This window comes from Acidovorax sp. GW821-FHT11A03 (assembly GCF_058809075.1).
In genome coordinates, this window is record NZ_JBXASG010000003.1 from 373,524 (window position 1) to 388,472 (window position 14,949).

A 14,949-nucleotide genomic window follows, 5' to 3' on the forward strand; every position below is an offset into this window, starting at 1 on the left:
TCGTGTCCCAGGCTGCATGCCTGGGCGCTGCATACCGGAGGTTTCCCATGCATCTGCGTTCCATAGTACTTTTGTTGACGGTGCTGGCCATCGCGATACTCGCGGCGCTCAACTGGCCCACCCTGGCCGCTCCCGCCCTGGTCTCCCTGGGGATCGTGGTCTTCGAGGCACCGCTGGGCCTCATCATGCTGGCCCTGACGGCCCTGCTGGGGATATTCTTCCTGGCCTACGTCCTGTCCCTCCAGGGGTCCGTGCTCATGGAGACGCGGCGCCACGGCAAGGAGATGCAAGTCCAGCGTGAACTGGCCGACAAGGCAGAAGCCTCGCGGTTCACGGAATTGCGCACCTTCCTGGATGCCCAGCACCATCAGGCGCACGCCGCCTTGCTGACCCGGCTGGACCAGTTGGAGGCGCGCCTGGCGGCGCGGGTCGCCGAATCCGACAATTCCACCGCGGCCTACGTGGGGCAGCTGGAACACCAGCTGCGCACCCGGGGCCTGGAGCCCGCGCCCGTGGTGCCGCCACTCGTCTGATCCCCGCTTGCGCGAGGCGCGGGCGGCAGGGCCCGGAAACGTTTGCGGCCGTGACAGGGATCTGGCACGGCCGCAAGGGGCGGGGAAGGGCGATGCAGCCCCCCGCCGTAAGTCCATCAAAGGCGCATCACTTTTGCGTCAGCACCCAAGCCGCCAGCTTCTTGGCCTCTGCATCGTTGACCTGCGCGTTGGCCGGCATCGGGACCGGACCCCATACGCCCGCGCCACCCTTGATGATCTTGGCGGCCAGCTTGTCCACGGCATCCTTCTGGCCCGCATACTTGGCGGCCACGTCCTTGTACGAAGGACCCACCAGCTTCTTGTCCACGGCGTGGCAGGCCATGCAGTTCTTCGAGGTCGCCAGGGCCAGATCGGCCATGGCGGGTGCCGCAACCGACAGCGTCATGGCAAGGGTGATCAGGGTACGCTTCATGGTGGGATTTCCTGTGGGTTGGGTTACAGTTCTTTTAATGGAATTGTAGTGAGTTGGGTTGACAGGCATTTGTCTGTCGTCAACCCGGCGTTTTCTGGAGATCGCGATGTACCTGCTGGGTCTTTCACTGGTGCTTCTGGCACTGAAGTATTTCGAGATCGGACCCGTGGCCAACTGGTCCTGGTGGTGGGTGCTGGCACCCTTTGCCGCCACGGCCCTATGGTGGGCCTGGGCGGATTCCACAGGGTATACGAAACGTAAAGCCATGGAAAAGATGGACCAGCGCAAGCAGGACCGGATCAACAAGAACAAGGAAGCCCTGGGCATGCGCCCGCGCAAGCCACGCTAGACAGTCCATTGCGTTTGTTCCTCGCACCGCCAGCGCGGATGTACCCAGGTTGCGCCACAGAAAGAATCGATCATCGTTGCACATGGCAAAACAGCAGTCATCACTGGCGTAACCGGGCAGGATGGGGCCTATCTGGCAGAGTTTCTTCTGCGAAAAGACTACCAGGTCATAGGGACTCATCGCCGCACGAACAGTGTGAATACCTGGCGCCTGCGGGAGCTGGGCGTGCTGGGCCATCCCAATTTGTCCCTGGTCGATTTCGATCTGACGGACCCAGGTTCTGCCATCGCACTCCTGCAGAAATTTCGCCCCGATGAGTTGTACAACCTGGCGGCACAGAGCTTCGTGGGGGCCAGTTTCGATGTTCCGACCACCACGGCGCTGGTCAACGGCCAGGGTGCGCTCAATCTGCTGGAGGCCGTCCGGCTGGTGAATCCCCGCATACGCTATTACCAGGCCAGCTCCTCCGAGATGTTCGGAGGCGTGCAGGACGCTCCCCAGCATGAGGGCACTCCGTTTTCCCCCCGCAGCCCCTATGGCATCTCCAAGCTGTTTGCCCACTGGATGACGATCAACTACCGGGAAGTGCACGGCATCTATGCCGTCAGTGGCATTCTTTTCAATCACGAGAGCCCGCTGCGTGGCCTGGAATTCGTGACGCGCAAGGTCTCGGATGCCGCGGCCCGCATGGCCCACGGCCACCTGGGGCGGCTTGAGATCGGCAATCTGGATGCCCGCCGTGACTGGGGCTTCGCGGCCGAGTATGTGCAGGGCATGTGGCAGATGATGCAGGCCGATCAGCCCGGTACCTACGTGCTCGCCACCGGGCGCCAGCAGTCCGTGCGGGATTTTCTCGGCATGGCGTTCTCCGTGGTCGGGGTGACCCTGGAGTTCTTGGGAACCGGGGCGTCGGAGGTGGCGGTGGATTCGCGCACCGGCCGGGTGGTGGCGTGCGTGGATCCAGTTTTTTTCCGGCCTGCAGAGGTTGATCTGCTGGTAGGGGATGCCTCCATGGCAAAGGCCCGGCTGGGCTGGGAAGCGCACACGACGCTGGAGCAGCTCTGTTGCATGATGGTCGAAGCCGACCTGCGGCGAACCCATCCGGGGGCGCGGTGATGGGCGGCTGCTACCGTATTGCGCCCCGGGCCCTCCACTGCGGGGTGGCGCCATGAACGTGGCCTTTGGGGTCAGCGTGCTGGCGCGTTCTGTGCAACAGGGCGGTGTGGATGGCATTGGCACCTACACGCGGGAGTTGATGGCGGCCATGCCGCGGGCGGCGCGGCTGCAGCCCTATGTATTCGATGCTCCGGCCAGTGTGTGGCAGGGCCCGACACCCGCGATGTCGTTGGGACCCTTTGCGCGGCAGGCATTGGCCGCGACGCTGCCGGGCATGGACTTTGGCGGCGCGCGCCGCGCGCTGGGGGCGGGGACCGATCTGGTGCATGCCACCGACCACCTGGTGCCGCGCCTGCGCGGAATCCCGGTGGTGGCGACGATCTTCGATGCCATACCGCTGTCGAACCCGGAGTGGGTCAGATACCGTTTCAAGAGCCTGAAAAATGAGTTGTGGCGGCGCACGGCCTTCTGGGCGCAGCATGTCATCACGATTTCGGAGTACTCCCGCCAGCAGATCGCCATCCATTTCCGCCTGCCCGAGGAGCGGATCACCGCGATTCCGCTGGGAGTCGGGGCCCAGTGGTTCGTACCTCTGGACGCGGCCCTGCATGAGGCCGTGCGATCGCGGCATGCGCTGCCCGACCACTATTTCGTGAGCGTGGGCACCCTGCAGCCGCGCAAGAATATCGACCGCCTGCTGTCGGCGCATGCGAGCCTTCCAGAGCATCTGCAGCGCGAGTACCCCTTGCTCATCGTCGGCAAGCCGGGCTGGGGGTGCGATGACGTCGTTGCACGCTTCACGGGGGGTGGATTGAAGCATGTGCGGTGGCTTCGGCATCTGCCGGATGCGGAGCTTCAGGTCGTGATCAAGCGGGCCACCGCCCTGGTGTTTCCGTCGCTGCACGAAGGTTTCGGCTTGCCGGTGCTGGAGGCATTCGCTGCCGGCGTGCCGGTGGTGGCGTCCAACACGACATCGATCCCCGAGGTCGCGGGTGACGCGGCCTTGCTGATCGACCCTCTTCGCACCGATGAGATCGCGGATGCGATGCGCCGCATCGCGGAGCAGCCTGAGCTTGCGGCCCGGCTGGTGGCACGGGGGCGTGACCGGGTGCAGGCGTTCAGCTGGCAGGCGTGCGCCGAAAAAACCTTGCGTGTCTACGAGTCGATGGCTTGAAATATTTCTGCGATGACCACAGCGACCCACAGCCCCTCCGTCTCGGCGCGACAGCGCCAGGTCCAGCTGCTGTGGCGCGATATCCGGGGCGCCATGCTCGCATGGAGGTTCTGGTGCTTCATGGGATGGAACGATGTCGCCAAGCAGTACCGGCGCACCTTCCTGGGCCCCGTGTGGATTGCGTTGCACACGGCCTTGTTCATCATCGCTTTTGGCCTGATCGGTGCGCAGCTGTTCAAGTACCCGCCGGACTGGTACTTGCCTTATTTTTGCGCGGGGCATGTGCTGTTCGGGTATTTCAGCGCCTTGATCAATGAGGGCTGCCTGACCTACATCGGCGCGGACGCCTTCTTGAAGCAGACGCCCTATCCCAAGATGGCGTTTGTTTTTCGCACCGTGTTCCGGTGCTCCCTTCTGATGTTGCACAGCGCGGTCATCGTGCTGGCGGTGCTGCTCTGGTCGGGGCGGCTGGGGGACGTGCAGTGGTGGGCCTTGCTCGGCGCGGCTGCCTTGACGCTGGCCGCCGCCTGCTTCGTGGTCGCCATACTGGGGGGCCTGGCCACCCGTTTCCGTGATGTCACGGTGGCCACGGGCAGCCTCATGCAGGTCAGTTTCTTTGTGACGCCCGTGCTGTGGGTGCCGGACCAGTTGACCGAACGGGCCCAGTGGGTGGTGCACCTGAATCCCCTGGCCCTGTTCCTGGACCTGGTGCGCAGTCCCTTGATGGGGACCGTGCCCAGCATGCGGACCTGGGGGGCGGCCGGCGGCATGGTCGTGCTGCTGGCGCTGGTTTTTTTCTGGCAGTACGTGGTGATCCGGCGCCGGATCGTGTACTGGCTGTGATGCGGGCGCTTTCGGGGTCGGAGACGGCCTACATCCAGCTGAAAGGCGTGTCGATAGATTTCCCCGTCTTCACGACGCGTTCCCGTGGCCTGCTCAATACCGTGCTGGGGTTTCCCCAGCGCGACAAGGCCCGCGTCGAATCCAGCGGATTGGGCCGGGTCAGCGTGCATGCGTTGCGCGACGTGAACCTGGCGTTGCGCACGGGGGACCGCGTCGGCTTGATCGGCTCCAACGGCGCCGGCAAGACCACGCTGCTGCGCGTGCTGTCCGGCGTGTATGAGCCCATGCAGGGCGATCTGTCTTTCCGCGGCCGGGTGGCCGCCCTCACGGACATCATGCTGGGCATGGACGTGGATGCCACGGGCTACGACAACATCATCATGCGCGGCATCGTGATGGGCCTCACGCGCAGGCAGGCGATGGAACTTGTCCCTTCGGTGGAGGCGTTCACCCAGCTCGGTGAGCACCTGCAGCTGCCGGTAAGGACCTACTCCCAGGGCATGCTGCTGCGCCTGGCGTTCGCGGTGTCCACGAGTGTGGTGCCCGATATCCTGTTGATGGACGAGATGATTGGCGCCGGGGACGCCAAGTTCTTCAGCCAGGCCAAGGAGCGCATCAACGGGCTGATCGAGCAGGTCTCCATCCTGGTGCTGGCATCCCACAACGAGGTCATCCTGCGGAGCTTCTGCAACCGCGCACTCGTACTCAGCGAGGGGCGCGTGGTGATGGATGGCAGCGTCGATGACGCCCTGGCTTTCCACAACCTGCAGCAAGGAGTGCTCCGGTGAGACTGAAATGCACGGGCCCGGCCGAGGTGCTGGAAACCATCGCGGCGCTGGGGCGTACCGAGGACGTGAGCTGGTCGCCCAATGGGCGCCGCATCGCGCTGGCCGGCATCGCGGTGGACAAGCTGCTGATTCTCGGCGTGGATTGCCGCCTGGAGGATGGGCATAAATGCATCCATGTTTCCGATGCCATGCAGGTGGCTTCCTCCAGCCTGAAGCGCCCGCACGGGGTGTGCTGGGTCAGCGACGGGACCGTGGCGGTTGCCAGCCGCGAGGGCAACGTGTCGTTCTTTGATATTCCCGCCGCGCAGCGGCCCGTGTCCGCCTGCAGGCTGCAGCCGCTGGCGATGGTTGGCAAGGGCGATACCGAACTGCTGAAGTCGCCCGGCAGCCTGTGCGCCCGGCCTCTGGGCTCCGGCCTGCTTGAACTCTGGGTGTGCAATGGCTTCGCGCACTACGTGACCCACCACCTGCTGGATGCCCGTTCCGGCTTGACCCATGTGGACGCCCAGGTCCTGATGCGCGAAGGCCTGGAAGTGCCCGATGGCGTGGCACTGGATCCTGCGGGCGATTGGGTCGCCATCAGCAACCATGACCGGCATGTGGTGGCCCTGTATCGCAACGATGCGCGGCTGGAGGCCGCCGCCAGGCCGTCGGCCGAACTGCACGGGCTCAGCTATCCCCATGGCGTGTGCTTCGCGGCGGGGGGCAGCGTTTTGCTGGTCGCGGATGCGGGGACTCCGCACATCGCGTTGTTCCGCCGAGCGCCGCAGGGCTGGCAGGATGGTGCGTCCGAGCCCCATGCGCTGGTGCGGGTGCTCGACGATGCCACCTTCCGCAAGGGGCAGCACAACCCCAGGGAGGGCGGGCCCAAGGGGGTGGATGTGCATGAGCCCTGGGGTTTGCTGGTCACCACCTGTGCGGAACAGCCCCTGGCCTTTTTTGATCTTGAGGCCATCTTGCCGCCTGACCTGCGCCAGCAGGACACGCTGGCGCCCGCACAGGCCGCGGGCGAGGGGCTGCGGACCGCGATGCTTCGATTGGCGCGCGGTGTCTCTGCGCGAGAGGCGTTGCTGATGGGCGCGGTACGCAATGAAGCGGCCCTCATGCGCGCCAGCTGGTCGTGGCGTGTGACGGCCCCGCTCAGAAGCCTGGCGGGAGGATGGCTTCGCTGGATCTCCCGGTTTCGCAAGCATTGAGGCCCTGCGAACGGGCCGGCACGCACGGTGATGGGCTGGCCAGCGTCTTTCGGGAAACACCCGGGGCGCGTGCCCTGGGCCTCCCTGTGGTGATGCCCGCCAAGGCAAAACGCCCATGCGGGGCAGCATGGGCGCTTGTTTGTCCGGCGCGGCCCCGGGGGCGCTGCGGCCTGCCGCCAGAAAGGGCCATCAATGGCCGCTCATCCGTTCATCAATAGGCGTCCAGCACCGCACCCTTGCTCGCGCTCGATGCATTGAAGGCGAACTTGGCCTGCACGCCGCGGGTGTAGCGGGGGGCAGGGGCCGTCCAGGCGGCGCGGCGCTTGACGATTTCTTCCTCGGGCACGTTCAGCTCCAGCAGCAGCTGGCGCGCGTCGATGGTGATGCTGTCGCCTTCGTTGACGAAGGCGATGGTGCCGCCGGCCGCCGCCTCGGGCGCCACGTGGCCCACCACCATGCCCCAGGTGCCGCCGGAGAAGCGGCCGTCGGTGATCAGTCCCACGCTTTCGCCCAGGCCGGCGCCAATGAGCGCACCGGTGGGGGCCAGCATCTCGGGCATGCCGGGGCCGCCCTTGGGGCCGAGGTAGCGCAGCACCATCACGTCGCCGGCCACGATCTTGCCGGCCAGGATGGCTTCGAGGGCCGATTGTTCGTCGTCGAACACGCGGGCGGGGCCGGTGATGACGGGGTTCTTCAGGCCCGTGATCTTGGCCACGGCACCCTCGGGGCTCAGGTTGCCCTTGAGGATGGCCAGGTGGCCCTGCGCGTACATCGGGTTGTCGATGCCGCGGATCACGTCCTGGTCGGCGCGGGGCACGTCGGGCACGTCCTGGAGCACTTCGGCAATCGTCTTGCCGCTGATGGTGATGCAGTCGCCATGCAGCAGGCCGGCGTTGAGCAGCACCTTCATCACTTGCGGGATGCCGCCCGCGCGGTGCAGGTCCACGGCCAGGTACTTGCCGCTGGGCTTGAGGTCGCACAGCACGGGGGTCTTCTGGCGCACGCGCTCGAAGTCGTCGATGGTCCATTCCACGCCGGCGGCGTGTGCGATGGCCAGGAAGTGCAGCACCGCGTTGGTGGAGCCGCCGGTGGCCATGATCACGGCCACGGCGTTCTCGATGGCCTTCTTGGTCACGATGTCGCGGGGCTTCAGGTCCATCTTGATGGCCTCGATCAGCACCTTGGCCGATTCCTTGGCCGAGTTCATCTTCTCGTCGTGCGGGTTGGCCATGGTGGACGAGTACGGCAGGCTGATGCCCAGGGCCTCGAAGGCGCTGGACATGGTGTTGGCGGTGTACATCCCGCCGCACGAGCCGGTGCCGGGGATGGCGCGCTTCTCGATTTCCTTCAGGTCGAAGTCGCTCATCTTGCCCGCGGCGTTCTCGCCCACGGCCTCGAACACGCTCACGATGTTCAGGTCCTTGCCCTGGTAGTGGCCGGGCAGGATGGTGCCGCCGTAGACGTAGATGGCGGGCACGTTGGCGCGCAGCATGCCCATCAGGCCGCCGGGCATGTTCTTGTCGCAGCCGCCCACCACCAGCACGCCGTCCATCCACTGGCCGCCCACGCAGGTCTCGATGCAGTCGCTGATGACCTCGCGGCTCACCAGGCTGTACTTCATGCCTTCGGTGCCCATCGCCATGCCGTCGCTGATGGTGGGCGTGCCGAACACCTGGGCGTTGCCGCCCGCTTCCTCGATGCCGGCGATGGCCGCGTCGGCCAGCTTCTGCAGGCCGCTGTTGCAGGGCGTGATGGTGCTGTGGCCGTTGGCCACGCCGACCATGGGCTTGACGAAGTCGCCTTCCTCGTAGCCCATGGCGTAGTACATGGAGCGGTTGGGCGCGCGCGACTTGCCTTGCGTGATGTTGGCGCTGCGGCGGTTGATGGGCTGGATCGGGATGGTCTTGCTGTCTGCCATGGCGGTTTTCCTGGTGGGGAGTCGTTGTAGTGGGAAGACGCCGCAGAGGGGCGCACGGGTCTTCGGCTGTCGGGGTGCAAGTATGCGAGGTTTGGAGTGGCGTTTCCAATCCCTTTCGCCTGCTTCAGTAATATATAAAACATATCACCGGATCACCACCGCTATGAAAGAAGCATTCATCGACGTGCGCGCCTGGCGCCAGTTCGTGGCCGTGGCCGAGGAGCTGCACTTCGGCCGCGCCGCGCTGCGCCTGCACATGACGCAGCCGCCCCTGACCCAGGCGATCGCGCAGATGGAGCGCTCGCTGGGCGTGGTGCTGTTCGACCGCACGCGCCGGCGCGTGGCGCTGACCCCGGCGGGCGAGGCGCTGCTGCCCGACGTGCGCGACTTTCTGGAGCGTGCGCAGGCCTTGCCGGCCCGCGCCCGCGCGGCGGCGGCCGGTGAGGTGGGGCGCGTGCGCCTGGGATTCGTCTCCACCATCGGGTTCGAGCGCCTGCCTGAATGGGTGCGGGACTTTCGCGTGTTGTGCCCCCAGGTGGCGCTGGAACTGGTAGAGGCCACGGGCGATGTGCAGCGCGAACTGTTTGCGCGCGGTGAACTGGACGCCGGGCTCATGCTGCATTCGCCGGGCTTCGCGCCGCCCGGGCTGGCGCGGCTGGTGGTGGCGCAGGAGCCGCTGGTGCTCGCCTTGCCCGAGCGCCACGCGCTGGCCGGTGCGCCGCGCCTGGACCTGGCGCGGGTGCTGGCCGAACCTTTGGTGATCTTTCCGCGCCGCATCGTGCCTTCGCTGCACGACGCGATCTTTGCGCTGTACCACGCAGCGGGCCGCGTGCCCGTGGTGGCGCAGGAGGCCATCCAGATGCAGACCATCGTCAACCTGGTATGGGGCGGCCTGGGCGTGGCGTGGGTGCCCGAGAGCGTGACCCAGTTCCGCCGCGAGGGCGTGGTCTACCGCGCTGCGGATGCGTTCGGGGCCGCGCCGGCCAGGGCCGCCAAGGCGGCCGCCGCGCCGCCACTGCCCGTGTGCGAAACCAGCCTGGTCTGGCCCGCCGCGCTCAACAACCCCGCGCTGGCGCGCTTCACTGATTTTGTGCGCGAGCGCTCGGCGGCGGGGTGAGTCAGCCCGCCGCGGCCGGCGCGGCGCGCCCGCGCGCGAACAGCAGCCCCACCGCGATGGCCAGCAGTGGCAGCATCACCGCGTTGATCGCCGTCCAGCCCACGCCGGTGAGCAGCGCGCCCGAGGCAAAGGACATGGCCGCCGCCACGGTGCCGTTGGCCAGTTGCATCAGCGCCTGCGCCTGGCCGCGCTCCTCGGGTGCATGGCTTTCGGCGAGCAGCGCTGTGCCCGAGATCACCATCAGGTTCCAGCCCGTGCCCAGCAGGAAGGAGCTGGCCAGGAATTCGGTGAACGCCATGCCCGAGAGCGCCACCGCCGCGCTGGCCGCCAGACAGGCCGCCCCCACGGCCGCCACCGGGCGGCTGCCGAAGCGGTCCACGAGCTGGCCCGCGAACAGCGCCGGGAAGAACATGCCGATCACATGCCACTGGATCACCTGCGCGGCCGATGCCGCCGAGAAGCCGCACACCTCCATGGCCAGCGGCGTGGCGTTCATCACCAGGATCATCAGGCCGTGGCCGATGGCCGCCATCACCACGGCGGCGCGCAGCCCGGGCCGGGCGAGCAGGGTGCGCATGGCCGCGATGCCGCCCGCCGCAGGCTGGGGCGCGGCCCCCTCGCGCAGCCGTGCCATCACCGCCCACCCGAGTGCGGACAACACCGCAATGGCCAGGTAGGCGCCCGCCAGCGGCGTGGCCAGCAGGTTGCGCGACCACAGCGCCAGCGGTGGCGCGAACACGGCGGCGCACAGGCCGCCTGCCACCACGCAGGCCGCCGCGCGCCCTTTTTGCTGCGGGTCCACCGCCTCCAGCGCCGCATAGGTGTAGTAGCCCGACGATGCCTGGTACGCGCCGATGGCCAGCGTGCCCGCGCAGAACACGGCAAAGCTGCCCCATTGCACGCCCGCCATGCTCACCAGCCCGCCCGCCACGCCAAGGAGCGCACCGGCCTGCAGCCCCGCGCGCCGCCCCCGGCGCTGCATGAACAGCGACAGCGGCTGCACCGACAGCAGGTTGCCCAGCACCAGCAGTGCCAGCGGCAGCGTGGCGAGGGTGGGCCAGGGCGCCAGCCTTGCCCCCACGATGGAGGTGAGCGTGATGCCGATGATGGAGCAGCCCCAGTACAGGGCCTGGCCCGCGAACAGCAGGCGAACGGACGCATTGCGCAAGAGCAGCATGGATGGCTTTCGGTGGTGCGCCCCGGTGGGCGCGTAGGAAGGAAAGGGGCCGGGCCGCGGGGCGGTCAGTCCAGCGGCACACCCGCGCCAAAGCGCTGCGCATAGGCCTGCGGGCTCACGGCGCGGTGCTTGTGAAAGCTGCGGCGCAGGTTCTCCGGGTGCTCGAACCCGCACAGCCGGGCCACGGTGGAGATCGATGCCTGGGCCTGCGCCAGCAGCGTGGACGCAGCTTCCACGCGCACGCGTTCCACGTAGCGGGCGGGCGTCATGCCCAGCTCGCGCTGGAACACGCGCGAGAGCGTGCGGGTGGGCATGCAGGCACGTTCGGCCAGGGCATCAAGCGACAGGTCGCCGCCCAGCTGCGTGGGAATCCATTCGAGCAGCGCGGCCAGCCGTGGGGCGTGCAGGGTCTCGGGCGCCAACAGGGGGCTGAACTGGGCCTGCCCGCCCGGGCGGCGCATGAACATCACGAGCCGCCGCGCCACGGCCAGGGCCAGGGGACGGCCCAGGTCCGCCTCCACCAGCGCCAGGGCCAGGTCAATGCCGGCGGTGACGCCCGCCGAAGTGAAGACATGGCTGTCGTGTGGGCTGGCGGCGTCGTACGTGTGCAGGCAGTCGTGCTCCACCAGCACCTTCGGGTGGCTCTGGCGCAGGCGGTCCAGGCGCGACCAGTGGGTGGTGGCGCGCCGTCCGTCCAGCAGCCCCGCCTGTGCCAGCAGCAGCGCGCCGGAGCACACCGACCCCAGCCGCCGCACCCGCGGCTCGGCGTGGCGCAGCCACTCGCACAGGCCGGCATTGGACAGCTGCGCAATCACCCCATCGCCGCCCGCCACCAGCACGGTGTCGAAGCCAGCCGCATCCAGGGTTCCCCAGGCGCCATCGGCCACCAGCGCGAACCCGGCCGATGTGGGCACGGGCCCTGGCGCTTCGGCCAGCAGGTGCAGCGTGTAGGCCGGCGGCAGGCCATGGCCCGTGCGCTCTGCGTTCGCAGAGCCAAACACCTGCATGGGGCCGACCACGTCCAGGCTCATGACGCCGGGGTAGAGGAGGCAGGCGACAGCGCGGGATGGAGGGTGCATGGCGCCAGTGTGAAGGCTCCGTGGGTTGGCTGCAACGACAAGATCCCCACAGATCTGGCCACTGGCTGGAGGGCGGCCTGGGGGACAGGGTGCTTCCGGCGGGTCGCCGGCGTTCGCACCGGGGCCGGGGCAGTCGCCAGGCGATTCAGCGCGGGGACGGCGGTGCGCCGATGCCGGGCAGGACGGCGCTCAGATCGACGGCCTCGGCCATCGCGCGGTTGCCTTCATCGCCCGGATGCAGCCGGTCGCCTGAATCGAAGCGCGCCGCGATGTGGGCAGGGTGGGCCGGGTCGCGCAGCGCCGCATCGAAGTCGATCACCGCATCGAATGCGCCGCTTTGGCGGATCCAGTCGTTCACCTGCCGGCGCAGTGTGTCCTTGTCGGGATGGTGGTAGTTGCTGAGCGGCGTGCCAGGCAAGGCACCCTCGAACGGCGTGAGCGTCGCGCCGATCACCCTCAGCCCGTGGCCGCGTGCCTGCGCGATCAGCTGGCGGTAGCCAGCCACCAGCGCCTGCAGCGTCGGCCGGGGACTTGCCGGGGCGAACGCGGTGCCCGGCCAGGAGATATCGTTGATGCCCAGCATCACGATGACGCTTTGCACGCCAGGCTGGGCCAACACGTCGCGCTCCAGCCGCGCCAGCGCATTGGCGCCCATGCCGTCGGACAGCAGGCGGGCGCCGGAAATGCCGGCATTGACGACCGCCACCCCGTGCGGCGCCAGGCGGGTGGCCAGGAAATCCGGCCAGCGGCGGTCCTTGTCCAGGCTGGCGGTGGCCCCGTCGGTGATGGAGTCCCCGATCACGACGACCGCGCGCGCGGCCGGTGCGGCTTCCACCTGAATGCCCGCTAGCAGCGGGCGCGCCGTGGTGCTCTGCACCGCTGCGCCTCCGGCGACCAGCTCCGGGGCGGTGGCCTGGTCGCCGGGGGCGATCCAGGTGGTCTGCCGTCCGTCCCAATGGAAGGTGCTCACCGGCGTTTCATCGGGGAGGTACAGGCTCACCGCAAGCTGCGCCAGCGCGGGCACGGCCAGCCCCACGGGGTCGCTGACCAGCGACGCGCCGGGCAGGATCGTCGCCGCCTCCTGGCCGCCAAAAGTGACGGTGTGCAGGCTGTCTGCCAGCACGGCCCCGCCGGGAGCTGGCCGCGCGACCGTCGCCTTGCCCAGCGCCACCGGCTGCCGGCCGTAGGCATTGGACAGCACAATGCGCACGCGGGGCCCGCCCAGGCTGACGCGCGCCACCTGCCGCACCGTCTGGCCATGCAGCACCGGCGGAAGGTGGGTGGGGAACAGGAAGTCCGGTCCCCAGGCAGGCTGGGGGCTGGCGCCCCAGGTTGCCACCCAGGTGGACGCACGGACAGGCGCTGGAGCGTGGGGCGCGGCCGCGCCAGCCGAAAGTGCAATGGCCAGCAGCGCCGACGCCGAGAGTGCAGGGAGGGTTTTCATATTGTTGAATTCATTGGCTTTGTAAGATTCAATGATGAATTCAAAGACATGAATAAACTAGACTTCTCCCCGGAAGAACATTTGTGATTTGAATTCACCGAGGAAGCCGCGATGGCCCGTCTGGATGTCAATCGCTCCGGCGAACTGGAGGTATTTGTCCGTGTCATCGAGCTGGGCGGGTTTTCCGCGGCAGCCCGTGCCTGCGGCATGACGCCCTCTGCCGTGAGCAAGCTGGTGGCGCGCATGGAGCAACGCCTGGGCACGCGGCTGGTGAACCGCTCCACGCGGCAGCTCCAGCTCACCCCCGAGGGCTGTGCCTTGTACGAGCGTGGCGTGCGCATCCTGGCCGATCTGGACGAGGCCGAGCGCTGCGCCAATGCGCACGCCGCGCCGCGCGGGCGGCTGCGGGTGAACGCGAACGTGCCGTTCGGGCACCATTTCCTGCTGCCGCTTGCTCCGCAGTTCCTTGAGCGCTGTCCCGATGTCACCCTGGACATCGTGCTGACCGATGAAGTCATCGACATCCTGGAGCAGCGCACCGACGTGGCCGTGCGCGCGGGTCCGCTCAAGAGCTCGAACCTGATGGCGCGCAAGCTCGGTCAGACGCGCATGGTCATCGTTGGCGCGCCCGGCTACCTGGAGCGCAAGGGCATGCCGGCGGCGCCGGATGATCTGCTGCTGCACAACCGGCTGGGCACCAGCTACGTGCGCGCCCAGGCCGGCTGGCCGCTGCGGCACAACGGTGTGGACGTGGTGGTTCCGGTGGCGGGCAATGCCCAGGCCAGCGACGGTGAAGCCCTGCGCCACCTGGCGCTGGCCGGCCTGGGGCTGGCGCGCCTGGCCGCCTTCCAGGTCCGCGACGACCTGGCGGCAGGCCGGTTGCGGCCCGTGCTGGAGGAATCCAATCCGGGCGACCTGGAGGAAGTGCATGCCGTGTTCGTCGGCCAGGGAGGCTACCTGCCGCTGCGCGTGCGCGCCTTCCTGGATTTCCTTGCCGAACGGGTCGACATCGGCGCGCAGTCAGTTCGTTCATGAGGCGCGCCGCATGCTGCGGCCGGGCACGGCCTTGCCGGGATGGCAGTCCTTTGAGTTGTTCTAGGCCGAAAAGGCCTTGAACAGGTTCCTACGCCGATGCCTGTGACTGCAGGTAGTTCTGCAGGCCGATCCTGTCGATCAGTCCGATCTGCTTTTCGAGCCAGTAGGCGTGGTCTTCCTCGGTGTCGCGCAGCTGGGCCAGCAGCAGGTCGCGGCTCACGTAGTCGCCCACGCTTTCGCACAGGGCCATGCCGTTTTGCAGGGCGGCGCGCACTTCGTACTCGGTGGCCAGGTCCTTGCGCAGCATCTCGGGCACGGTCTCGCCGGGGGTGAATTCCTTGGGGCGCATGTCGGGGCGGCCGCCCAGGAAGAGGATGCGGCGCAGCAGCGCGTCGGCATGCTGGGTTTCTTCCTGCATCTCGTGGTCGAGACGGGTATAGAGCTTGACGAAGCCCTGGTCCTCGTAGATCCGCGAGTGCGCGAAATACTGGTCGCGCGCGGCCAGCTCGCCGCGCAGCAGATCCTTGAAATACTCGACGACTTGTGGGTTTCCCTGCATGTTCTTATCCTTGAATTTCTGGTGGGGAGTATCGCGCGGACCGTGGCCTTTGTGGGCAATGCCCCCGGCTTGCCGCTCTGCATGCGTACCGGGATCAGAAGCGTTCTCATTGGGGCGCAAATGGGGCGCGCGGCCCGCGCCGCGGCTGCCCCCACGCCCCGCGGGGCTGCCGGCTGCCCTCCGCCACG

15 protein-coding genes are annotated in these 14,949 nt (G+C 67.8%); 9 read left to right on the plus strand and 6 right to left on the minus strand.

The annotated features are described in order from the left end of the window. Window positions 1-47: 47 nt before the first annotated feature. Window positions 48-533, plus strand: a complete 486-nt coding sequence (locus tag AC1RVY_RS08985) for a LapA family protein (protein WP_218294121.1) — start codon at window positions 48-50, stop codon at window positions 531-533. 127 nt (window positions 534-660) lie between these two features. Here the strand turns inward: AC1RVY_RS08985 and AC1RVY_RS08990 are convergent, their stop codons facing one another. Then, complete coding sequence (locus tag AC1RVY_RS08990) at window positions 661-966, minus strand: c-type cytochrome (RefSeq protein ID WP_218294122.1); 306 nt, start codon at window positions 964-966, stop codon at window positions 661-663. Between the two features lie 106 nt (window positions 967-1,072). Between AC1RVY_RS08990 and AC1RVY_RS08995 the strand changes: the two genes are divergently transcribed. The 6 genes from AC1RVY_RS08995 to AC1RVY_RS09020 all read left to right on the plus strand — a co-directional run bounded on the left by AC1RVY_RS08995 (window position 1,073) and on the right by AC1RVY_RS09020 (window position 6,432). Next, window positions 1,073-1,315, plus strand: coding sequence for a TIGR04438 family Trp-rich protein (locus AC1RVY_RS08995; protein ID WP_218294123.1), 243 nt, complete (start codon window positions 1,073-1,075; stop codon window positions 1,313-1,315). A 72-nt stretch (window positions 1,316-1,387) separates the two neighbouring features. After that, window positions 1,388-2,431, plus strand: coding sequence for a GDP-mannose 4,6-dehydratase (gene gmd, locus AC1RVY_RS09000; RefSeq protein WP_369643885.1), 1,044 nt, complete (start codon window positions 1,388-1,390; stop codon window positions 2,429-2,431). A gap of 52 nt (window positions 2,432-2,483) precedes the next feature. Beyond that, window positions 2,484-3,605, plus strand: coding sequence for a glycosyltransferase family 4 protein (locus AC1RVY_RS09005; protein WP_492806300.1), 1,122 nt, complete (start codon window positions 2,484-2,486; stop codon window positions 3,603-3,605). 12 nt (window positions 3,606-3,617) lie between these two features. Continuing rightward, complete coding sequence (locus AC1RVY_RS09010; protein WP_218294125.1) at window positions 3,618-4,448, plus strand: ABC transporter permease; 831 nt, start codon at window positions 3,618-3,620, stop codon at window positions 4,446-4,448. Further along, window positions 4,448-5,236, plus strand: coding sequence for an ABC transporter ATP-binding protein (locus AC1RVY_RS09015; RefSeq protein WP_218294126.1), 789 nt, complete (start codon window positions 4,448-4,450; stop codon window positions 5,234-5,236). The genes AC1RVY_RS09010 and AC1RVY_RS09015 overlap by 1 nt, the downstream gene beginning before the upstream one ends. After that, a complete protein-coding gene (locus AC1RVY_RS09020) occupies window positions 5,233-6,432 on the plus strand; it encodes a YncE family protein (protein WP_492806303.1) in 1,200 nt (399 codons plus the stop codon). The genes AC1RVY_RS09015 and AC1RVY_RS09020 overlap by 4 nt, the downstream gene beginning before the upstream one ends. 211 nt (window positions 6,433-6,643) lie before the next feature. On the opposite strand, the gene ilvD is transcribed toward AC1RVY_RS09020, so the two are convergent. Continuing rightward, the gene (ilvD, locus tag AC1RVY_RS09025) at window positions 6,644-8,350 is read right to left on the minus strand and encodes a dihydroxy-acid dehydratase (protein WP_492806305.1); all 1,707 of its coding nucleotides are present in this window, start codon (window positions 8,348-8,350) and stop codon (window positions 6,644-6,646) included. A 163-nt stretch (window positions 8,351-8,513) separates the two neighbouring features. On the opposite strand from ilvD, the gene AC1RVY_RS09030 reads away from it, so the two are divergent. Next, window positions 8,514-9,467: a LysR family transcriptional regulator gene (locus AC1RVY_RS09030; RefSeq protein WP_492806307.1), complete on the plus strand. Its 954-nt coding sequence runs from the start codon at window positions 8,514-8,516 to the stop codon at window positions 9,465-9,467. Window position 9,468: 1 nt separating this feature from the next. Here the strand turns inward: AC1RVY_RS09030 and AC1RVY_RS09035 are convergent, their stop codons facing one another. The 3 genes from AC1RVY_RS09035 to AC1RVY_RS09045 all read right to left on the minus strand — a co-directional run bounded on the left by AC1RVY_RS09035 (window position 9,469) and on the right by AC1RVY_RS09045 (window position 13,167). Then, window positions 9,469-10,644 (minus strand): MFS transporter, encoded by a 1,176-nt coding sequence (locus AC1RVY_RS09035; protein ID WP_492806309.1) that lies wholly within the window; start codon window positions 10,642-10,644, stop codon window positions 9,469-9,471. A gap of 65 nt (window positions 10,645-10,709) precedes the next feature. Then, window positions 10,710-11,723 carry a GlxA family transcriptional regulator gene (locus AC1RVY_RS09040; protein ID WP_218294131.1) on the minus strand — a complete coding sequence of 338 codons (1,014 nt, stop codon included), beginning with the start codon at window positions 11,721-11,723 and terminating at the stop codon, window positions 10,710-10,712. 145 nt (window positions 11,724-11,868) lie between these two features. Continuing rightward, window positions 11,869-13,167 carry an SGNH/GDSL hydrolase family protein gene (locus AC1RVY_RS09045; RefSeq protein ID WP_492806311.1) on the minus strand — a complete coding sequence of 433 codons (1,299 nt, stop codon included), beginning with the start codon at window positions 13,165-13,167 and terminating at the stop codon, window positions 11,869-11,871. Window positions 13,168-13,278: 111 nt separating this feature from the next. On the opposite strand from AC1RVY_RS09045, the gene AC1RVY_RS09050 reads away from it, so the two are divergent. Continuing rightward, window positions 13,279-14,202, plus strand: a complete 924-nt coding sequence (locus tag AC1RVY_RS09050) for a LysR family transcriptional regulator (protein ID WP_492254994.1) — start codon at window positions 13,279-13,281, stop codon at window positions 14,200-14,202. Between the two features lie 88 nt (window positions 14,203-14,290). On the opposite strand, the gene bfr is transcribed toward AC1RVY_RS09050, so the two are convergent. Then, on the minus strand, window positions 14,291-14,761 hold the full coding sequence (gene bfr / locus AC1RVY_RS09055) for a bacterioferritin (protein ID WP_218294134.1): 471 nt from the start codon (window positions 14,759-14,761) through the stop codon (window positions 14,291-14,293). Between the last annotated feature and the right edge of the window lie 188 nt (window positions 14,762-14,949).

Bases quoted from the DNA above. Each gene is read 5' to 3' on its own strand.
- AC1RVY_RS08985 (WP_218294121.1), top strand. From the start codon at position 48: ATGCATCTGCGTTCCATAGTACTTTTGTTGACGGTGCTGGCCATCGCG.
- AC1RVY_RS08990 (WP_218294122.1), bottom strand. From the start codon at position 966: ATGAAGCGTACCCTGATCACCCTTGCCATGACGCTGTCGGTTGCGGCA.
- AC1RVY_RS08995 (WP_218294123.1), top strand. From the start codon at position 1,073: ATGTACCTGCTGGGTCTTTCACTGGTGCTTCTGGCACTGAAGTATTTC.
- AC1RVY_RS09005 (WP_492806300.1), top strand. From the start codon at position 2,484: ATGAACGTGGCCTTTGGGGTCAGCGTGCTGGCGCGTTCTGTGCAACAG.
- AC1RVY_RS09010 (WP_218294125.1), top strand. From the start codon at position 3,618: ATGACCACAGCGACCCACAGCCCCTCCGTCTCGGCGCGACAGCGCCAG.
- AC1RVY_RS09015 (WP_218294126.1), top strand. From the start codon at position 4,448: ATGCGGGCGCTTTCGGGGTCGGAGACGGCCTACATCCAGCTGAAAGGC.
- ilvD (WP_492806305.1), bottom strand. From the start codon at position 8,350: ATGGCAGACAGCAAGACCATCCCGATCCAGCCCATCAACCGCCGCAGC.
- AC1RVY_RS09030 (WP_492806307.1), top strand. From the start codon at position 8,514: ATGAAAGAAGCATTCATCGACGTGCGCGCCTGGCGCCAGTTCGTGGCC.
- AC1RVY_RS09035 (WP_492806309.1), bottom strand. From the start codon at position 10,644: ATGCTGCTCTTGCGCAATGCGTCCGTTCGCCTGCTGTTCGCGGGCCAG.
- AC1RVY_RS09040 (WP_218294131.1), bottom strand. From the start codon at position 11,723: ATGCACCCTCCATCCCGCGCTGTCGCCTGCCTCCTCTACCCCGGCGTC.
- AC1RVY_RS09045 (WP_492806311.1), bottom strand. From the start codon at position 13,167: ATGAAAACCCTCCCTGCACTCTCGGCGTCGGCGCTGCTGGCCATTGCA.
- AC1RVY_RS09050 (WP_492254994.1), top strand. From the start codon at position 13,279: ATGGCCCGTCTGGATGTCAATCGCTCCGGCGAACTGGAGGTATTTGTC.
- bfr (WP_218294134.1), bottom strand. From the start codon at position 14,761: ATGCAGGGAAACCCACAAGTCGTCGAGTATTTCAAGGATCTGCTGCGC.